The organism is Nocardia speluncae NBRC 108251, from assembly GCF_001613245.1.
GTDB classification, from domain to species: domain Bacteria; phylum Actinomycetota; class Actinomycetes; order Mycobacteriales; family Mycobacteriaceae; genus Nocardia; species Nocardia speluncae.
The window spans coordinates 25,364-42,600 of sequence record NZ_BDBZ01000036.1 but is presented as its reverse complement, the minus strand read 5'-3'; the positions used below and the strand labels follow the sequence as shown (position 1 = coordinate 42,600).

Genomic DNA, 17,237 nt, shown 5'->3' with positions numbered 1-17,237 from the left:
ACAACGACCGTGCTCTTCGATATCCGCACCATCGTGGGCGGCCTGCTCGGCCTCTACGGCATTGTCCTGGTGATCACCGGGCTGGTCCACGACACCGCCGCCGAAGAAGCCAAAACCGGCGGTATCAATGTGAACCTGTGGGCAGGCCTGGGCATGCTCGCCGTGGCCGTCGCCTTCTTGGCATGGGCCCGGCTTCGCCCGGTAGCCGTCGACCGGCCGGCACTCGAAGCCGAGAGCGAATCGGCGCCCGGCCGGGACTGATCCCGGTATTCGACGCCGGAACGACAGCTACCGGTCCGCGCGCAGCGAACCGGTAGCGTTTCCGACCGGCCGAATCGGTGTCAGTCCGGCAGGCCGAGCGCGAAGCCGACGGCGATGAGCAGACAACTGACGATTGATACAGCCACGATGATCCACATCGACCAAGCGTACGAAATCGCGCGAGCACATCGATGACCGGGTCGGATACTCCGGGCCCCGCCCGGCGTCGGCACTCCGGTCAGGGGACCACTTCGACCACGTCACCGGGGTTCAGATAGTGGTAGACCGCGACCGCGCCCGGCTCGGTCAGCCGGATGCAGCCGTGCGATTTATGTTCCACCGGCCCGATGTGGAAGGCGATATCGCCGTTGAAGAACACCGCGTAATGCATCGGGGCATGGTGCATGGTGCTCCAGTGGTACGGGCGTTTGAAGTCCACGTCGAATACGCCGGGCGGGGTCTCATAGCCGTCCATGCCGTGTGACATCGGCGTCGGCCCGTAGGCCACTTTGCCGTTGTCCATCAGCCAGACCTCGTTCGTCGACAGCCGCAGGCAGGCCCGCGCCGCCGTTGAGCAGGGGGCTTGCCCCGGGATGATCGCCGGCACCCCGGGGACGTTGGGCCCATTGGGCCACAGCGGCTCGGCGAGGACAGGTGCCGCCGGGGCCAGGACCGCCGCCGCGACCCCGGCGAGCGCGGCCATCCGGCGCATCCGGGGGAGGAAATTTCCGTTGCTCATCTCGTACCGACCTCTTTTCTCGATCCGCCGCCGATCCGGCGGGGCCAGCAAATCCGGAGCGAAGATCAAAGAGAACGATTCGACGGTACTGAAGTTCGATGATTCATGGGCCGCATTCGCCGGAGACGCGCCGACTCCAGGCGGAAATCCGCGGCGGATACGGCCCACCGATCAGGCCACACTCCAGCTGTCGGAGGCCGCGCCACGACGCCGGATGCGCCGCCGACGCTGGTAGAACACCTCCTCCACCGAGACGTTGGGGACCTCGTGGACGATCCCGGCCAGCCGGCTTTCCAACTCGAGCTCCGCTATTCGCCGATGCAGGCCGGCGCGCCGCTCCGCCGGCAGCTGCGCCCACACCACGCCGATTCGGCGCTGCGCGGGCTCCTCGGCAACGGCCAGCAAACGCAGCAGTTCGGGCCACAGATCGTCGGCGTTGGCTACCGAGGGCAGCTCGGAGATCTGCTCCACCGGCATCCGGGCGACCAGCCCGGCGACATACCGTTGCACATCGGGGTGGCTTCGCTGGGCCAGCAGCAGCAGCCCTTTCCACGGGCCGGGTTTGAACGCGACGATCAACGATTCGACGATGGCGATGAGCGCGGCGGTATTGGCGAAGATCGGGTTCATCGCCATCCGCTGCAGCCCGGGCTGACCGAATTTGGATACGAAGGTCATCAGTTCCGGCGCTGCGCCCCGCTGGATGGTGTGCGCCGCGAGTTTGCCCAGGGCTTCCGGAGTGGCCAGGGACAACAGGATATCGCCGATCCGGAAGACCACATCCGCTTCCGCGCGCGACATCACCGAGACCGCGGCCTCCTGCAGTTCCGGCGAGCCGGCCAGGACGTTCTCCATCATCCGCGGAATCCGCTGTGATCCGCCATCCAGCAACTGGCGCAGTATGTTGCTGACGGCGGACGTGGAGTAGGCGTAGGCGGCGGAGAAGATGATGCCTTCGTCGTCGAGAGTCCCGCGTTCGACGGCTTCGACCATCTTCGGTGAGGCGTACTCGAGGAACGGCCCGGCCGTGATGTGGTCCTTGCGGCGCAGGACCTCGTTCACGATTGCGACCAGCGGCTCGGCCGCCATGATATCGCCCAGTTCGCCGAGCGCCTTGGGGTCCACGTACGGTGTGCAGTCCGCCGCGTACTCGGTTTTGAGCATGGTGAGCGTATCGGCGGCGGCGTCGGGGTACTCGACGCCGACGGCGCCGGCAGCGCGACCGGTCATCATGGGTGGCACGATGCGCTGCACCAGGGGCAGCGACACCTGCAAGGGGATGATCGGGATCAGGCGGCCGATACGTTTGAACATCTCGCCGTGGTACTCGAAGATCCGCCCGGAAATTCGCTGTTCGAGTTCGTGCAGGTGTTCGGAGCCGAGCCGTTCCAGATAGGCGATCCGTTCGACAGGAACATGAAGTGTGCGCGCGAGCAGGATCATCTGCGCGCGGGTGACCAGATCGCTCATCGCTCGAGTAGATCCCCGAACATGATCCGGCGCGTGATCGTTTTGAACGGTGGCGGGAAGAAGCGGATCATGCCGTTGACCGCCTCGATGAGCAGTTCCTTTTCTTGTTGCTGGGCGCTGCGGAACAGTCCGAGCAGATCCTCGATCTCCTGGTCGGAGAGCATCTCCGAGGCTGCGGTGGGTCCGTTCAGTTCGCGGACGAGTTCGGTTTTGGCACTCATTCTGCTCCTGTGTCTCACTCGCGGGCCGACGGCCGCGAAACCACCGCCGGTCCCGTGTATTACCCGCACGACGATATGCCGAATCCTCATGACCGTAAGGGCATTCACATCTGGTGTTACCTGCCTGCAATTTGTCGTGTCTCACATCATGTGGGGTACGCGTGACGCTACCGCAGGCTTTGTTGCCACTCTGCGTGAACGCCGCCGGCTGCGGGATCCGCTTCCGGGGTCGCCGGACCTGCGCGAGATCCACGCCGGAATCAGCCGATTACCCCCGGCCGCCGCCTGTCCGACCAGCCGGCGTCCGGACTGTCCCCTGGCCGCCCGCTGTCCGGGAAACTCGGCTATCTATGTCGACGCCGGTTCCGGCGGGTCGGACGTGAGGTGGCGACGCAGGAACATCAGCTGATGGCGGACGGCCGGTTCGAAGTAGGAGTTCCCCGGCCACACCCCGAAATGGTCGCAGGGGTAGTGCCGGACCTCGGCGCGCGCGGCGAACGCGGCCTTCGACGCGGCATCCGGGGGCGCACCACGGTCGAAATCGGCGATCTGAACCAGAACCGGCAGCTGCACACCGGCGGCCGCCCGGGCCGGGCGGTAGCCGGCCAACTGTGGCAGCACACTCGCGTCGATTTCGTTACGCCAGGTGGGCCCGGCCAGGGCGTGGTAGGACTCGTACCAGCCCGCCAGCGCCAGCGCCGCCGCCTCCCCGGGGCGGCCGACCAGCGGGATCAGACCCGGCCCGCCGGTCACCGCGCCCCACTGCCGGCGCACAGCGGCGCCGGCGCCCCGCAGGGTTGCCGGCACTCCACCGGATCGGATCGCGAGCACCGCCGCGGCGCGGCCGTCCACCAGCGGAGTCAGCGAGACGACCGCGGCGAGCGCGGTCCGCGCGGTGGCCGATTTCTCCGGAGTAGCCCGGGCCGCCGCGGCCGCAGCGAAGACATGCCCCCCGGAGAGCGAGACACCCCACAGTACGATCCGGCTCGCGTCGACCCCCGGAAGTTCGGCGGCCGCGGCAACCGCCGCCCGGTAGTCGGCGAGCTGGTCCGCCATCCGGACCCGCTGCCGCGGGTAGCCGCCGCTGGCGCCGAAGTACCGGAAATCGAAGGCGAGTACGTCGATCCCGGCGCACGCATAGGCGCGGGCGAACGGTTCGAGTCCGGAATCCTTGGTACCGCCGAAACCGTGTGCCATCACCGCAACCGGCCGTCCGGCCGGGCGCTCGAGCTCGGTGGAATCAGCCGCGAAATACCAGGCATGACACCGGTCGTTACCGGAAACGAAGGTCAGTTCGGCGGGACCGGCTACGGGGGCCGGTTCAGGCGGATGGGGCAGAGTCATAACGATTCCTCGCGGTGGTGGGTTCGGCGGGTGCGTAGATCGAGCGCAGCCAGACCGTGACCACCGATTCGATATAGCGTTCCCGGTCGAGTTCGGCCCCCAGGGTGAGACGCTCGAGCAGGCGCTCGTTGAGCAGGAGCAGGACATCGGCAAGCGTGGCCGCGTCACCACCGGCGGGCGCACGGCCCGCCCGGCGTTCGTCGTCGATCATGGCCGCTATCGAGGGGATGAATGCCTGACGTTCGGATTCCCAGATCTCGCGTACCGCTGCCGAGGCGCTGCGCGCGTCGAGGACGGCGCTGTAGAGATACCGGTGGCGGTCCCAGAAATCCACCAGACCGCGGATCGTGCGTTCGATCCGATCCGCCGGTTCCCCGGGGCCGACGAGGATATCGTTGACCGCGAACACTTCCCGGTAGATGTCCTCCAGGGCGGCCCCCACGGCGGCGGCCTTGTTCTCGAAATAGAAGTAGAAGGCCGAGCGGGTCAGCCCGGCCCGCCGGGAGATCTCGGCGATATCGACGGCTTCGAGCCGGCCCCCGTTATCGCGCAACAGTTCGTCCAGCGCCACCAGTAGTGCCTCCCGGCGCTGTTCGCCGCGCGGGGGTCCGCGCCGGTCGGTACGCGAGCGGGCCATCAGCCGGCCTGCCCGGCCGGGTATCCGTCGTGCGCGCGGGCCCGGCGCAGGCCGGCGGGTATCTCGGTGAGCCGCAGATCGCGTTCGTAGACGAAGTAGTCCAGCTGCTGGGTATGCCGGGGGCGGTCCACGATATGCCCGGTGAAGCGCCGCCGGTCCTCTTCGATGCCCCGGAGCATCGCCTCCTGCGGCGGCGGCCGGTAGTAACCGGCCGCGTAGGCCGCGATCAGCCGGGCCTGGCATTCCACGAACGGGAACAGGGTGGGAAAAGGCTGCGCGAAACCGGCGAACGCGAGACGGTCCACGCCGGGTTTGAATATGCGTTTGTACAGGTCGATCCGGTTGTCCGGCGCGCTGATGAATTCGGGGTCGAAGAACGGGAAAGTGATGTTGTAGCCGGTGCAATAGATGATGACGTCGAAATCCTTGTGCGTCCCGTCGGCGAAATGCACGGTCTCGCCGTCGAGTCGGCGCACATCGGGTTTGGCCACCACATCGCCGGAACCCAGCCGCAGCGGCAGTTCCACGGATTGGGTTGGGTGGGCCTCGAAGAATTTGTGGTTCGGCGCGGGCAATCCGTATTTCACCGGGTCGCCCGAGATATAGGGGGTGAAGGTCTGGACGAGTTTGCGCTGCCAGGACAGCGGAACATAAGGCACGGTGCGGAAATAGCGGTCCGCTGGGGTGCCGGCGAAATACTTCGGCACCACCCACGCACTGGACCGGGTGGACAGCCAGACATCGTTGTCCATCGCCCGGGAGGACAGTTCGACGACGATATCGGCGGCGCTGTTACCGATGCCGACGATCAGGATGCGCTTACCGTAGAGGTCCAGTGGGGTCCGCGGGTCGATGTAGGCGTGGGAATGGATGGCCTGCCCGGTGAATTCGCCCGGAAAATCGGGGAACCGGGGATCCCAATGGTGGCCGTTGGCGACGACCAGGAAGTCGAACGCCCGGTTCTCGCCGGTCTCGGTCGCGATTTCCCAGCCGTCACCGACGGGGCGGGCGTGCCGGACACCGTTGCCGAATTCGATGGACCGTTTCAGGTCGAAGGCCGTGGCATAGCCCTCGAGATACTCCTTGATCAGACTGTGGTGCGGGAAATCGGGATAGGAACCCGGCATCGGATAGTCCCGGAACGACAGCTGGTACTTCGAGGTATCGATATGCAGGGATCGGTACGCGCTGGAATGCCCGTTCGGATTACCGAAGGCCCAGTTGCCGCCGATCCGGTCCGAGGATTCGAAGCAGGTGTAGGCGGTCCCGTAGTCGCCGAGCATCTTTCCGGTGGTCAAACCGCTGATTCCGGCCCCGATGACCGCGACGGTGGGGTTCGGCATGGCACCTCCTGCATGTTCCGTCGCCCGACGGAGACCGGCCGACAGTGACACCGGTCACCCGAACCGTAGGGTCACATTTGACGCGTGTCAAGAAATATCGACCCTTGTCAGTCGCCCGCTGTCGGGCCTACTTTGTGAGACACGTCATAGCAGCCGGAGCCGAAGGAAAACCCATGCGCGCCTTGCAACTCACCGAACCCGGCCGGCTCGAGATACGCGATGTGCCGATACCCGAACCCGGCCCGGGTGAGCTGCTGATCCGGGTCGGCGCCTCGGGAATCTGCCATTCCGACCTGCACGTCCTGCACCTGCCGTTCAAGGTCCGCGATGAACCGCTGATCCTCGGCCACGAAATCGCGGGGACGATCGCCGCGCTGGGCGACCGGGCAGAAGGGCATACGACCGGCGAACGCGGGATTGTGTATCTGTGCTGGTCGTGCGGGAAATGTCCGGAATGCGCGAGCGGGAACGAGAACGTGTGCCGGGCGGCGGGCCGGGTCGCCATGCCGCCCTGCCCCGGCCTGGGCCCCGATGGCGGTATGGCCGAATATGTGGCCGTCCCCGCCGGTTCGTTCGTGCCCATCGGCGATATGGATTTCGTGGCCGCGGCACCGCTGGCCGATGCCGCGCTCACCAGTTATCACGCCATCCGCGGCGCCCGCGATCAGCTGTATCCCGGGTCGACCGCGGTGGTGATCGGCGCCGGCGGCCTGGGCCATGTCGGAATCCAGATCCTGCGCGCCCTCACCGCGACCCGGATCGTCGCGGTGGATACCGACCCCGATAAACGGGACCTGGCCGTCGAATGCGGGGCACACGAGGTGCTGGCGGCGACTGCCGATACCGCCGACCGGATCCTGGAGCTGACCGGCGGGCGTGGCGCCGAAGCGGTATTCGATTTCGTCGGGGTGGACGCCACCGCCCAGCTCGCAGTGCGCAGCGTCGGCCCCAACGGCGCATACCGGATGATCGGCCTGGGCGACGGGGATCCCGGAATCACCGCCGGTCCCGCGGGCGGCCCCGGGCTGCCGTGGGGCGCGACCGTCCGCAAATCCTACGGGGGCACCAAACGCGATCTCATCGACAGCGTCGCACTCGCCCGGGCGGGCAGTATCGAGGTCCGTACGCAACAGTTCGCGCTGGAGGACGGCGCAAACGCCTACGTGCTGCTGGAGCAGGGACGTATCCGCGGACGCGCGGTCCTCGTACCGTGAACCTTACTTTTCGCGGGCCGGTGCCCACATATTGCTGATCAGGGCGTGACTGGGCGTATCGGCCAGCGATTGGGAGGATTCATAGATCCGGACATAGGACGTCGCGGCGATCCGCCAGATACCGTCCTCGCCTTTGCGGTACCGGTCGGTGTAGTACCCGGAGCCCCGGATCAGGACATTGAACTCGGTGGCGATCACCGTATCCTCGAACAGCCAGCTTCCTGTCGCGGTGTCACCGTCGACGACGATCTCCGGATGGTTGGCGACATGGGTGGTCACGATGCTCGGCCCGGTGTTCTTGCGCATGAACTCGACCACCGCCTCGCGGCTGTCGAAGGCGAGCTCCTTGCCCATCACGTGCGTGCCGTAGCGGGCCTCGATCTCCGGGTCCAGGGTGGCGGCGAAATCGTCCCACTGTTTCAGGTCCAGAGTCCGGAAGTATCGGTACTTGAGGGTGCGGATTTGTTCGACTGCCTGCAGATCCATGGGGTCACCTTGACATGAACGGTCGACCATAACAAGAACATGTTCCACTTCCGGCCCGGCCGGGTACGCATGTGCGCTGCGTACCCGTTCGGACTCAGCCCATGACGGAGCGTAGATCCTCGTCGGAACGCCCGGCGGAATCCGCCGCGGCATCCGGCCCGCTCGGACGGACCGCCCAGCGACGCATACCCGGCGGAGCCCACCAGTTCGCCGCCCCGGCCAACCGCATGAACGCGGGCACCAGCACCGCCCGGATCACCGTCGCGTCCACCACGATCGCCACCGCGATGCCCACTCCGAGCATCTGCAGGTACATGACCTGCCCGGTGGCGTACAGCGAGAAGGAGACGGCGAGCACCAACGCGGCCGAGGTGACGAGCGGAGCCCCACGCTGGAGGCCCTCGAGCACCGCCCGGCGGTTATCGCCGGTGATCCGGTAGCGCTCGGCGATCCGGGACAGCATGAACACCTCGTAATCCATGGACAACCCGTAGGCGACACAGAAGAGCAGAATCGGGAAGGCCGGGTCGAGTGTGCCGATCGGCGTGAACCCGAGCACCTCGGCGAAGGCACCGTTCTGGAACACGAAGACGAGAACGCCGAACATCACCGCCAGGCTCAGCAGGTTCAGCACGATCGCCTTCGCGGCGAGCACGATACTGCCGGACATCGCCAGCAGCACCACGAAGGTCACCAGCGCGATCAGCACGGCGACGACCGGAATCCGCTCGGTGAGCACGGCCCGGAAATCGGTGAGTTCGGCCGGATACCCGCCCACCAGCACCTCGTCGAACGGCCGGGGTACGGCCCGCAATTCACCGATGAAGGCGGGAACGTCGGTACTCGCCAGTATCCGCCGGGTCGGGATCGCCTCCAGGCGGGTCCCGGTATCGCTCACCAGCCGGCCGGGGTCCAGGGCCGGCCCGGCGAGCACACCACCGACGAACACCCCCGCGGTCGAATTCACCCGCGCGACTCCGTCGATCCGCGACAGCGCCGCCGCATACCGTCCGATATCCCCGGCCGGTACCGCCCGGCCGGCGGGGGCCACAAAATGCACAGCGTCGTTGGCCTCGACATCGAAGGCGGCCCGCAGTTCGTCGTAGGCCTGGCGGGTGGAGGCGTTCGGCGGCAGGACCCGGTCGTCGGGCAGGCCGATCCGCAACCCGGCGGCCGGTGCCGCGAGCACTGCGAGCAGGAGGAGCGCGGCGGTCGCGGAACGCACGGGATTCCGCATCACCACGTCACCGAACCGGTACCAGAAGCCCTGCTCCGGAAGGGCGGTTGCGCGGGCCCGGCGCGGTAGCGCCCCGTGACCGGTGACGGCCAGGGCGGCAGGCAGCAACACCAGCGACCCGGCCACCGCCGCCACGACGACGAGCACGCCGGCGTAGGCGAACGACCGTAGGAACGAATACGGGAAGACCAGCAGGACCGACAGCGCCGCGGCCACCGTCAGGCCGCTGAAGATCACTGTCCGGCCCGCGGTCGCCACGGCGGTACGCACCGCGTCCGGTACTGCCGCCCCGGCCAGCAGTTCCTCCCGGAAGCGGGAGATGACGAAAAGGCTGTAGTCGACGCCCAGCCCGATACCCATCACCAGGGTGATATTGGCGGCGAACGTCGATACCTCGGTGAACGAGGCGACCACCCGCAGGGCGGCCAGCGTGGCAAAGACCGCGAACAGCCCGATCACCAGCGTATACAGCGCCAACCGCAGCCGCCGGTACAGCAGGAGCAGCAACAGCAGCATCAGCGGAATGATGATCAGCTCGGCGCGCAGGAAATCCTGGGTGGCCTGGGCGCTGATCTGGCCGGATACGGCTTCCGCACCGGCAACGCGGACCTGCACCGCGCCATCGGCGCGGGTGGACCCGGGCAACAGCCGATCGATGATCTCCGCACGCGCGGTCGTCGGGTCACCGGATACGTGGGCAAGCACTACCGCGTGCCGGCCGTCGGTACTGCGCAGCGTGGGATCGCCGTGCGCCGACCAGTACGACCATGCGTCGGTAACGGCTCGGTCGTCACGCAGTTCTGTGGTCAGCGCGGTGCCTGCGGCCGCGACCCCGGCCGCATCGACCGAGCCGCCGACAGCCGTAACAAGCAGGATGAAGTTCGCGTTTCCGGTGTGGAATTCGCGTTGCAGCACCTCGTGCGCGCGTACCGATTCGGTACCCGGGGCCTCCCAGCGGCTGAGGATCATCTCCCCCATCGCACCGGCCCCGACCACCCCCGAGAGCACGGTGAGCAGGAGCCCGGCCACCAGCACCGGACGTGGTCGGGCAGTGAGCAGCACACCCAGCCAATTCAATGGGGACATGAGAACTCCGCGATCTCCGCTGACGTGAATTTACGAGCGAATGCTCGCAAATTGAGAATACGAGCACGTACTCGTATTTGTCAACGATGTCCCGGGCGCGCAATGCTGAACATCCGTTTGTTCCAGCTGATGGAGGAGCCGTGCCCGACACCAGATCCGTTCGCCGCCAGGAACGGGGAAAACAGCGAATGACCCAGATCCTCGACGCAGCCCTGGAACTATTCGGCGAACAGGGCTATCGGGCGGTATCCACGAATGCCATCGCGGCCCGTGCGGGAATCTCCCCTGGATCGCTCTACCAGTTCTTCCCGAACAAGGAAGCGATAGCCGAGGCATTGTCGATGCGGCTGGTGGAATCCTTCCGCGCCGCACACGCCTCGGCCTTCGAACGCACCGACCTCGCCGAAATCGGCCTGGACGAACTGGTCGACGCCGTGATCGATCCGCTCGTAGCCTTCAACGTGGCCCATCCCGGCGCAAAAGCACTGTTCGCCGATACCGATATGCCCGCCGGCCTCGCCGAGGGCACCCGGCCGCTCCAAGCGGCCCTGCTCGGACGGGTGGACTCCGTGATCGGCGTCCGGGCACCGCAACTCTCCGCCGCCGATCGTTCCCGCAGCGCACTCGTCGCGGTACAGATCGTGCGGGCGATGACCGGGGCGATCGTGGCGGCGGGCGAACAGGATCGCGCCGCGCTGGTGGCCGAAACGAAACGCGCCCTGCGCGGCTATCTCGCCGAACTCGAAACCACCTGACCGCGCGGCCCACGGTTTGCCGGCGACGGGCGGTGGTACTGCTCGACAGAAAACGCACAACAGAGCCGACCGTGGGAAGCGGCCCGCCGCAGCAGAGCGCTGCTCCCGCACCGAGCGATGGAGAATCCATGAACAGCGCCGATATGCTCACCGATGCCTTCGAACGGATCCGCGAGGTCGTGCACGAGGCGGTCGCCGGACTCGACGACAAGGCCCTGAACTACCGGCCCGACCCGGGAGCGAATTCGATCTCCTGGCTGATCTGGCATCTCACCCGGGTGCAGGACGAACATCTGGCGGAACTGACCGGCGGCGAATCGTTGTGGACCGGCCACGGCTGGTTCGAACGTTTCGGCCTTCCCATCGACCGCGCGGCCACCGGTTACGGCGACACCCCAGCCGATGCCGCCGAGATCCAGGCCCCGGCAGAGCTGCTCACCGGCTACTACGACGCCGTCCACGCCCACACTCTGCGATTCGTCGGCAGCCTCACCGGCAGCGATCTGGACAGAGTGGTGGACGAAGCCTGGAATCCGCCGGTGACCATGGGCGTGCGACTGATCAGCGTGATCTCCGACGACCTGCAGCATGCGGGGCAGGCCGCCTACCTGCGCGGTGTACATGCCCGCACCACCGACTCCGCGGCGGCAGGGCACTGATCGTCGCGGAGTCGGTGCTGCGCGATCGACCCGCCGTCGGCGGGCCGAGGCGGGTCAATCGCGCAGCGCTTCCTCCCGTAACCATCCCAGGGTCCGCGACAGTATCCGGGAAATATGCATTTGCGAGACACCGAGCCGCTCAGCGATCTCGGACTGCGTTTTGGATTCGAAGAAACGCATCCGCAGCACCTGGCGCTCCCGGTCCGAGAGCTCGCCCAGCAACGGTTCGACCGCCAGATAGTCCTCCAGCCGGCCGTACGACGCTTCTTCGCTACCCAGCGAATCCACCAGCGCCCGCGCGGCGGATTCGCCGTCCTCACCGGCGGGGGCGTCCAGCGAAGAAGTTTGGTAGGCGTTCCCCGCGATCAGCGCCTGGGTCACTTCCACCAGATCGATCTCGAGTTCACCGGCGATCTCCCGGGCCCGTGGCACCCGGCCGAGCCGCTGGGACAGGATCTCGATCGTGGGCCCCAGGCTCAGCTGGATCTCCTTGACCCGCCGAGGCACCCGCACCGACCAGGTGTTGTCCCGGAAATGGCGGCGCACCTCCCCCATGATCGTCGGCACGGCGAACGACAGGAACGACGACCCCCGGGTGACATCGAATCGTTCGACGGCGTTCAGCAGGCCGAGCCGGGCCACTTGCAGCAGATCGTCGTAGGCCTCGCCGCGTCCGGAGAACTTTCGGGCGATATGTTCGGCCAGCGGCAGGCATCGGTTCAGGATTTCCGCGCGCAGCGCCACCCGCTGCGCCGAATCCTCGGGCGCGGCGTCCATTTCACCGAACAACGGCTCAATATCGTCGTAGCTGTCGGTGCCACGATGGCGACGTGAAGGCCCCGGATCGATACGCGGTGCCTCAGGCGCCATCGGCGCCCCCTCGGTACCAGCTGAATTCGACATCGGTCGGGTATCCACCCCTCGCCACGTCGTAGGGATGCTGCACGACGCCGACCCCACGCGTGAGGGTCCGCACTATATGCCAGCCGAACCCTTCCTGATCGAGGAGCGATTCGGTCGCCGCTGTCGAGGTTACGCGCACTGTCATCCGGTGCTCGTCATAATCGAAGTCGCAGCTCAGTGTCGAGTCGGCAACGGCGCCCGCAATCAACGAGGTGGCGACCTCGTCGAGGGCCAATCGGATATCGGTTACCTCGTCCAAACCGAAATCGGCTATCAGCGCCACCGTCTCGGCCAGCGCGCGCAGCATCACCAACTGCTCGTGCTCTGCCCGGACCCGCACGCCGACGGTTCTCGTATCCCGTGAAGTCGTTTCCACAGAGTCGGAGACGCTGTCCACCATGCGCACCACCACCACCTCGTTCCTACGGCCCGCCCGCGGGCCGGGGCGCCTGCCGGGGCCACAAGTGGCATTGGCCCTGCGGCGACGCCGCGGCTGTCTGTCTCGGCCTGATTGTCACATGCGCTGGTACCCCGCATCGGGATGCCGAAACCGTAAGCTCGCCGCAGATCCGATCCTCACGCTGGTGGACCGCCGGCAAATGTGGTCGCAGCATCAGTAGAAGGCACCGGACCGCCACGGGGAATCGTTGTTCCGGACACGGAGCGGCGACGACCTCCGGACAGGGCACCGACCACCGCCGGAACCCTCCGGCGGTGGTCGGCAATCCGGGTTTCAGCCTGTCAGCGCAGTGCGCAGTGTCGGAAAATAGCGGAACTGGTGGCGGGCGCCCGTGATCTGGAGCGCTCTCTCGATATCGTGCCGGCCGCTGACCAGCCGTAGTTCGACCCCGTGACGCCAGGCATCACTCTTCGCACCGGACAACGCCGATGCGGCACGGATACACAGGAACGTCGTAGCCCGCAGATCCAGTACGACCACCCGGCATCCGTCGCGCCGGCAGCGCCCGAGCAACGCACGGAAGTCGTCGAGTCCGACGGCGTCGAGTTCACCTTCTACCCGGGCGATCACGCAGTCGGGATGTTCGGTACTGCGGCGCGACCACATACGGCCGGCGGCCGCGGTGCGCGGATCGTTTCCCCGGTGTTGCTCGACCTGGTGCAGGGCGGTGGTTACCGACATATGAATCCCGTCCGTTGCGTAGGGGGATTTCCGGTTGGCATACCCGGTCGGGGACCAGCATCCGGATGGGGAGTGCCCATCCGGTGAGCCCGACTACCGACATACGCCGTACCGGGTTCGGCTGCGTGTTTCAACCTCGACCTCATTCTGGCACGAGTCGATGCCCCTGTACACCGGGCGTGGTCACAGTCGCGACGAGAGACGTTTACCTCGCGCCGGTGCGGCTATTGCGGGGGCAACGGGACCGGGCCCCCGGCTCGGGCACCACGGCAGGAACGGAGGTTCACACGACGACGGCTTCTCTGAGCGCAGTCGCGCTGGTGTGCACAGTGAAGCCGGTTGACCCACCGCTGATCCTCCGCGGTGCGCACGGACGACGACACCCCCGCCACGAAAGGTGGATTCATGGCCGGAACGCTCGCCGCCCCGGGAACTCTCGCCCGGGGAATGCACCTGCCCGTGCCCCGAGGGCCGCTGTCCGCCGACCTGGTGGCATTGCTGCCGGCCGAGCCCGGCAGTCCCGTACCCCAGGCGCCGCCGGAGATCGACCCCTTGGGCGACGATCTTCAGCTGGCCCTGCACACCTGCTACGAGTTGCACTACCAGGGATTCCGCGATGTAGACCCTGACTGGGAGTGGGACAGCGGCCTGCTCGGGTTGCGCCGGGACCTGGAACGCCGGTTCTCCGACGCATTACGTGCCGACGTCTCCGGCGGCCACGATGTGGATGCCGAACTGGACCGGCTGCTGACCGCGCCCGCGGCCGGCGGTACCCCGGCCTGGCTGCGCGACCAGGGCACCTGGGAACAGGTGCGTGAGTATTTCGTCCAGCGCTCGATCTACCACCACAAGGAAGCCGATCCGGTCGCCTGGGTGATCCCGCGCCTGCGTGGCCGCGCCAAGGCCGCGCTGGTGGCAGTCGAGTTCGACGAATTCGGCGGCGGTCACGGCGACCGGATCCATGCCCGCCTCTACGCCGACCTACTGCGCGGCGCGGGTCTGGCCGACGGCTACCTGCACTATCTCGACGCCGTACCGGCTCCCATGCTGACGCTGGTCGACATGATGTCACTGTTCGGGCTGCACCGGTCGTTGCGTGGGGCCCTGGTCGGGCATTTCGCGGCCGTGGAGATCAGCTCCTCGCCTGCTTCCACCGTCATGGTCGAGGCACTGCAACGGTTCTCGGCGCACCCGGACTGCGTACGGTTCTACGCCGAGCACGTCACCGCGGATGCCGTGCACGAACAGGTCGTACGACGCGATGTACTCGCCGATCTGCTCGCCCGCGAACCCGAACTCGCCGAATCGGTGGTATTCGGAATCCAGGCCACCGACCTGCTCGAAACTCGCTGTACCGAGGCCACGCTGAGCTGCTGGCGGGCAGGTGACAGTTCGCTGCGGTCCGAGGTCCGGTGACCATGCTGGTTCGCACTCCAGGGGTGTATCGACCGCAGCCCGATACCTGGCTGCTGGCCCGCGCGATGACCGAGGCGGCGTTGCCGCCTGGAGCCAGGGTGCTCGATGCGTGCACCGGGACCGGCGCGCTGGCGATCCACGCCGCCCGCACAGGTGCGGCGGCGGTGACCGCGGTGGACCTGTCCCGGGCCGCGGTGACCTCGGCCTGGTTGAACAGCCGGCTGCACGGGGTGCGGCTGGAGCTGTTGTGCGGGGATGTCACCGAGGTGGTCTCCGGCCGGACATTCGATGTCATCGTCGCCAACCCGCCGTATGTGCCGAGCGAAGAACCGCGGCCCACCGGCCGGGCGGCCCGCGCCTGGGATGCCGGCCGGCGCGGGCGGTCCCTGCTCGATCCGCTGTGCGCGATGATGCCGTGCCTGCTGGCAACAGGCGGCACGGCCCTGATGGTCCATTCAGCACTCTCCGGGACCGCGACCAGCCTGCGCCAACTACGCGGGGGCGGCCTGAAGGCGACCGTGGTCGCGCGGACGGTGATCCCCTTCGGTCCGGTACTGGCCCGCCGCAGCGGCTGGCTCCGCGACCACGGCCTGATCCGGCCCGGGCAGCAGCATGAGGAGTTGGTGGTGATCCGTGCCGACCGAACACGATGAGAAACCGGCCGCCCCCGCGGCAGCAGTCCGCGACCGCCCGGCTCAGCCGGCGGGAACCGAATCGACCCGGATTGTTTTCACCGAGGACGGGCCCGCGCTGGTCGACGGCCCGGTGGAGCTGGTGACCGCCGACGGCGCGGTAATCCGCGCGGACCGATTTCTCGTCGCGATCTGCCTGTGCAAACGGTCGCGGACCTACCCACTGTGCGATACGAGCCATCGCCGGCACCGCCGCTGCGACCGCTGACCCTTTTCCCCTGCGTAACCCGATTGGGCGGCAGAGCAACGGGTACGCGCCGCCACGGTGCGAACGCACGTTCAGCGCCGCCGTCTCATCGGCCCGCATCACTTGTTGTCCACGAACCGGGCCGAAGGCGACCCGACCCCCGCCGGGCGCGTCCGGCGGCAACCGAAAGTGGGGAAGCGCTCATGAGTTCGATGGACCCCGATCCGGCTGCCACGCCGGACCTGGAAGCCGGTGGCGGGGTGCCCGCGGGCTCCACCCCGCCGGATACCGCCCAGACCTCCGGGCTTTCGGCACCCGAACCCCGGACCAGCCATCGTTTCCCGCCGACCGGTGTCGCCGCGGTGATCGCCGTGATCGCTCTCGTGGCCGTGTTCGCGATAGTGGCGATTGTGCTGATCGCGTCCCTGGGCTGAGATGGCGGCGGGTCCGATGGATTCCCGCCACGGTGACAGCCGGCGGCATCAGCCGATCACCGGCAGCATCAGCCGATCACCGGCTGATTAGCAACGCGATGCCCGGGTAGCCGCCGAATATGGTTCCGACGGAGGAACAGCTGCTGCACGCTTTGACCCGGGCCGCGAACGCCCTGAAACAGGAGGGCATACCTTTCGCCGTGGCGGGTGGTTGCGCCGTGTACGCGCGGGGCGGACCGCCCTCCGACCACGATGTCGATCTGTTCGTCAAACCCGAGGACAGCTCCCGGGCGCGCAGCGAACTGGCGCGCGCCGGGCTGCGGCTGGCGGATGCGGCCGAAGATTGGCTGACGAAGGCCTACGACGGCGACACCCTGATCGATATCATCCACCGCCCCAACGACCGGGAAGTCGACGATGCGCTGCTTGGCCGGGCCGAGATCATGCGGGTGGGTCCTGCCGTGGCGCCTGTAGTCGGCGCCACCGATCTGCTGGTCGACAAACTGCTCGTCTTCGACGCGCACCGCCTCGATCTCAGCCCGCTGCTGCGGATCTCCCGCGATCTCCGCGAACAGGTGGATTGGCCCGCGGTGCGCGCACAGACCGAACATTCGCCGTACGCGAAAGCATTCCTCGGGTTGATCGACGATCTCGGTATCGCCGAAACCACCGCACCCTCACCCACCTCCGGAAAGGCACAGTAGATGCCCGGTAACCCGCACTCGTCCCGGCAGCGGCCGCCGGAGTATCTGGCCGCCGAACTCCATCGGGCGCTTGCCGAGGATCCGCGCACCGCCGAACAGGGCGTGCAGGTCCGGATCCGTGGCGATGTTGTCGTTCTGGATGGGGAGGTGAGTACCGCGCAGCGGCGGCGGACGCTCGAGGACGTGGTGCACGATATCGCCCCGGACCTGCCGATCCACAACGATGTGCACGTCACCGCGGCAGCCCGGCCGGGCGGAAGCGAAGACCTCGGTGCTTGATATCGAGCGGAGCTCGGTGCCCGGCGCCG

General features: G+C 67.3%; 21 protein-coding genes. 10 read left to right on the top strand and 11 right to left on the bottom strand.

Going from position 1 to position 17,237, the window contains the following annotated elements; genetic code table 11:
* The first annotated feature begins 9 nt into the window (after positions 1 to 9).
* The gene (locus tag NS6_RS26685; protein WP_068047184.1) at positions 10 to 261 is read left to right on the top strand and encodes a hypothetical protein; all 252 of its coding nucleotides are present in this window, start codon (positions 10 to 12) and stop codon (positions 259 to 261) included.
* Positions 262 to 499: 238 nt separating this feature from the next.
* On the opposite strand, the gene NS6_RS26680 is transcribed toward NS6_RS26685, so the two are convergent.
* The 6 genes from NS6_RS26680 to NS6_RS26655 form a co-directional block, all read right to left on the bottom strand.
* A complete protein-coding gene (locus tag NS6_RS26680; protein WP_068047711.1) occupies positions 500 to 1,000 on the bottom strand; it encodes a L,D-transpeptidase in 501 nt (166 codons plus the stop codon).
* Between the two features lie 171 nt (positions 1,001 to 1,171).
* On the bottom strand, positions 1,172 to 2,470 hold the full coding sequence (locus NS6_RS26675) for a hypothetical protein (RefSeq protein ID WP_068047181.1): 1,299 nt from the start codon (positions 2,468 to 2,470) through the stop codon (positions 1,172 to 1,174).
* Positions 2,467 to 2,691 carry a hypothetical protein gene (locus NS6_RS26670; protein WP_068047178.1) on the bottom strand — a complete coding sequence of 75 codons (225 nt, stop codon included), beginning with the start codon at positions 2,689 to 2,691 and terminating at the stop codon, positions 2,467 to 2,469. Before NS6_RS26670 ends, NS6_RS26675 begins: the two co-directional genes overlap by 4 nt.
* Positions 2,692 to 3,039: 348 nt before the next feature.
* The gene (locus tag NS6_RS26665; protein WP_068047175.1) at positions 3,040 to 4,035 is read right to left on the bottom strand and encodes an alpha/beta hydrolase; all 996 of its coding nucleotides are present in this window, start codon (positions 4,033 to 4,035) and stop codon (positions 3,040 to 3,042) included.
* Positions 4,013 to 4,672, bottom strand: a complete 660-nt coding sequence (locus NS6_RS26660) for a TetR/AcrR family transcriptional regulator (protein WP_068047170.1) — start codon at positions 4,670 to 4,672, stop codon at positions 4,013 to 4,015. Before NS6_RS26660 ends, NS6_RS26665 begins: the two co-directional genes overlap by 23 nt.
* Positions 4,672 to 6,015: a flavin-containing monooxygenase gene (locus NS6_RS26655; protein WP_068047167.1), complete on the bottom strand. Its 1,344-nt coding sequence runs from the start codon at positions 6,013 to 6,015 to the stop codon at positions 4,672 to 4,674. Before NS6_RS26655 ends, NS6_RS26660 begins: the two co-directional genes overlap by 1 nt.
* A 173-nt stretch (positions 6,016 to 6,188) precedes the next feature.
* Between NS6_RS26655 and NS6_RS26650 the strand changes: the two genes are divergently transcribed.
* Positions 6,189 to 7,229: an NAD(P)-dependent alcohol dehydrogenase gene (locus tag NS6_RS26650; RefSeq protein ID WP_068047164.1), complete on the top strand. Its 1,041-nt coding sequence runs from the start codon at positions 6,189 to 6,191 to the stop codon at positions 7,227 to 7,229.
* Positions 7,230 to 7,232: 3 nt separating this feature from the next.
* Here the strand turns inward: NS6_RS26650 and NS6_RS26645 are convergent, their stop codons facing one another.
* Together NS6_RS26645 and NS6_RS26640 are read right to left on the bottom strand one after the other, a co-directional pair.
* Positions 7,233 to 7,715: a nuclear transport factor 2 family protein gene (locus NS6_RS26645; RefSeq protein ID WP_068047161.1), complete on the bottom strand. Its 483-nt coding sequence runs from the start codon at positions 7,713 to 7,715 to the stop codon at positions 7,233 to 7,235.
* A 94-nt stretch (positions 7,716 to 7,809) separates the two neighbouring features.
* Entirely contained in the window at positions 7,810 to 10,038 is a 2,229-nt protein-coding gene (locus NS6_RS26640; protein ID WP_068047158.1) for an MMPL family transporter, read from the bottom strand.
* Between the two features lie 140 nt (positions 10,039 to 10,178).
* Here NS6_RS26640 and NS6_RS26635 point away from each other — a divergent pair, with 140 nt between their 5' ends.
* Positions 10,179 to 10,793, top strand: a complete 615-nt coding sequence (locus NS6_RS26635; protein ID WP_210746826.1) for a TetR/AcrR family transcriptional regulator — start codon at positions 10,179 to 10,181, stop codon at positions 10,791 to 10,793.
* Positions 10,794 to 10,921: 128 nt separating this feature from the next.
* On the top strand, positions 10,922 to 11,452 hold the full coding sequence (locus NS6_RS26630) for a mycothiol transferase (protein ID WP_068047153.1): 531 nt from the start codon (positions 10,922 to 10,924) through the stop codon (positions 11,450 to 11,452).
* 54 nt (positions 11,453 to 11,506) lie between these two features.
* Here the strand turns inward: NS6_RS26630 and NS6_RS26625 are convergent, their stop codons facing one another.
* The 3 genes from NS6_RS26625 to NS6_RS26615 form a co-directional block, all read right to left on the bottom strand.
* Positions 11,507 to 12,322 (bottom strand): SigB/SigF/SigG family RNA polymerase sigma factor, encoded by an 816-nt coding sequence (locus NS6_RS26625; RefSeq protein WP_068047152.1) that lies wholly within the window; start codon positions 12,320 to 12,322, stop codon positions 11,507 to 11,509.
* Positions 12,312 to 12,767 (bottom strand): anti-sigma factor, encoded by a 456-nt coding sequence (locus NS6_RS26620; protein ID WP_307648511.1) that lies wholly within the window; start codon positions 12,765 to 12,767, stop codon positions 12,312 to 12,314. Before NS6_RS26620 ends, NS6_RS26625 begins: the two co-directional genes overlap by 11 nt.
* Before the next feature lie 321 nt (positions 12,768 to 13,088).
* On the bottom strand, positions 13,089 to 13,496 hold the full coding sequence (locus NS6_RS26615; protein WP_068047146.1) for an STAS domain-containing protein: 408 nt from the start codon (positions 13,494 to 13,496) through the stop codon (positions 13,089 to 13,091).
* A gap of 405 nt (positions 13,497 to 13,901) precedes the next feature.
* On the opposite strand from NS6_RS26615, the gene NS6_RS26610 reads away from it, so the two are divergent.
* The 6 genes from NS6_RS26610 to NS6_RS36505 all read left to right on the top strand — a co-directional run bounded on the left by NS6_RS26610 (position 13,902) and on the right by NS6_RS36505 (position 17,208).
* Positions 13,902 to 14,912: an iron-containing redox enzyme family protein gene (locus tag NS6_RS26610; protein ID WP_068047706.1), complete on the top strand. Its 1,011-nt coding sequence runs from the start codon at positions 13,902 to 13,904 to the stop codon at positions 14,910 to 14,912.
* Between the two features lie 2 nt (positions 14,913 to 14,914).
* Positions 14,915 to 15,565: a HemK2/MTQ2 family protein methyltransferase gene (locus NS6_RS26605; RefSeq protein ID WP_174552638.1), complete on the top strand. Its 651-nt coding sequence runs from the start codon at positions 14,915 to 14,917 to the stop codon at positions 15,563 to 15,565.
* On the top strand, positions 15,546 to 15,812 hold the full coding sequence (locus NS6_RS26600; protein WP_157112963.1) for a CDGSH iron-sulfur domain-containing protein: 267 nt from the start codon (positions 15,546 to 15,548) through the stop codon (positions 15,810 to 15,812). The genes NS6_RS26605 and NS6_RS26600 overlap by 20 nt, the downstream gene beginning before the upstream one ends.
* Before the next feature lie 182 nt (positions 15,813 to 15,994).
* The gene (locus NS6_RS26595) at positions 15,995 to 16,225 is read left to right on the top strand and encodes a DUF6480 family protein (RefSeq protein WP_068047143.1); all 231 of its coding nucleotides are present in this window, start codon (positions 15,995 to 15,997) and stop codon (positions 16,223 to 16,225) included.
* 119 nt (positions 16,226 to 16,344) lie between these two features.
* Complete coding sequence (locus NS6_RS26590; RefSeq protein ID WP_068047141.1) at positions 16,345 to 16,929, top strand: nucleotidyltransferase family protein; 585 nt, start codon at positions 16,345 to 16,347, stop codon at positions 16,927 to 16,929.
* Positions 16,930 to 17,208 carry a BON domain-containing protein gene (locus tag NS6_RS36505; RefSeq protein ID WP_068047138.1) on the top strand — a complete coding sequence of 93 codons (279 nt, stop codon included), beginning with the start codon at positions 16,930 to 16,932 and terminating at the stop codon, positions 17,206 to 17,208.
* Positions 17,209 to 17,237 lie beyond the last annotated feature (29 nt).

Excerpts from the sequence above, each read along its gene's own strand:
- NS6_RS36505 (WP_068047138.1), top strand. The coding sequence starts at position 16,930 with ATGCCCGGTAACCCGCACTCGTCCCGGCAGCGGCCGCCGGAGTATCTG.
- NS6_RS26675 (WP_068047181.1), bottom strand. The coding sequence starts at position 2,470 with ATGAGCGATCTGGTCACCCGCGCGCAGATGATCCTGCTCGCGCGCACA.
- NS6_RS26645 (WP_068047161.1), bottom strand. The coding sequence starts at position 7,715 with ATGGATCTGCAGGCAGTCGAACAAATCCGCACCCTCAAGTACCGATAC.
- NS6_RS26655 (WP_068047167.1), bottom strand. The coding sequence starts at position 6,015 with ATGCCGAACCCCACCGTCGCGGTCATCGGGGCCGGAATCAGCGGTTTG.
- NS6_RS26590 (WP_068047141.1), top strand. The coding sequence starts at position 16,345 with ATGGTTCCGACGGAGGAACAGCTGCTGCACGCTTTGACCCGGGCCGCG.
- NS6_RS26605 (WP_174552638.1), top strand. The coding sequence starts at position 14,915 with ATGCTGGTTCGCACTCCAGGGGTGTATCGACCGCAGCCCGATACCTGG.
- NS6_RS26625 (WP_068047152.1), bottom strand. The coding sequence starts at position 12,322 with ATGGCGCCTGAGGCACCGCGTATCGATCCGGGGCCTTCACGTCGCCAT.
- NS6_RS26680 (WP_068047711.1), bottom strand. The coding sequence starts at position 1,000 with ATGAGCAACGGAAATTTCCTCCCCCGGATGCGCCGGATGGCCGCGCTC.
- NS6_RS26670 (WP_068047178.1), bottom strand. The coding sequence starts at position 2,691 with ATGAGTGCCAAAACCGAACTCGTCCGCGAACTGAACGGACCCACCGCA.
- NS6_RS26650 (WP_068047164.1), top strand. The coding sequence starts at position 6,189 with ATGCGCGCCTTGCAACTCACCGAACCCGGCCGGCTCGAGATACGCGAT.
- NS6_RS26615 (WP_068047146.1), bottom strand. The coding sequence starts at position 13,496 with ATGTCGGTAACCACCGCCCTGCACCAGGTCGAGCAACACCGGGGAAAC.
- NS6_RS26610 (WP_068047706.1), top strand. The coding sequence starts at position 13,902 with ATGGCCGGAACGCTCGCCGCCCCGGGAACTCTCGCCCGGGGAATGCAC.
- NS6_RS26665 (WP_068047175.1), bottom strand. The coding sequence starts at position 4,035 with ATGACTCTGCCCCATCCGCCTGAACCGGCCCCCGTAGCCGGTCCCGCC.
- NS6_RS26595 (WP_068047143.1), top strand. The coding sequence starts at position 15,995 with ATGAGTTCGATGGACCCCGATCCGGCTGCCACGCCGGACCTGGAAGCC.
- NS6_RS26640 (WP_068047158.1), bottom strand. The coding sequence starts at position 10,038 with ATGTCCCCATTGAATTGGCTGGGTGTGCTGCTCACTGCCCGACCACGT.
- NS6_RS26660 (WP_068047170.1), bottom strand. The coding sequence starts at position 4,672 with ATGGCCCGCTCGCGTACCGACCGGCGCGGACCCCCGCGCGGCGAACAG.
- NS6_RS26630 (WP_068047153.1), top strand. The coding sequence starts at position 10,922 with ATGAACAGCGCCGATATGCTCACCGATGCCTTCGAACGGATCCGCGAG.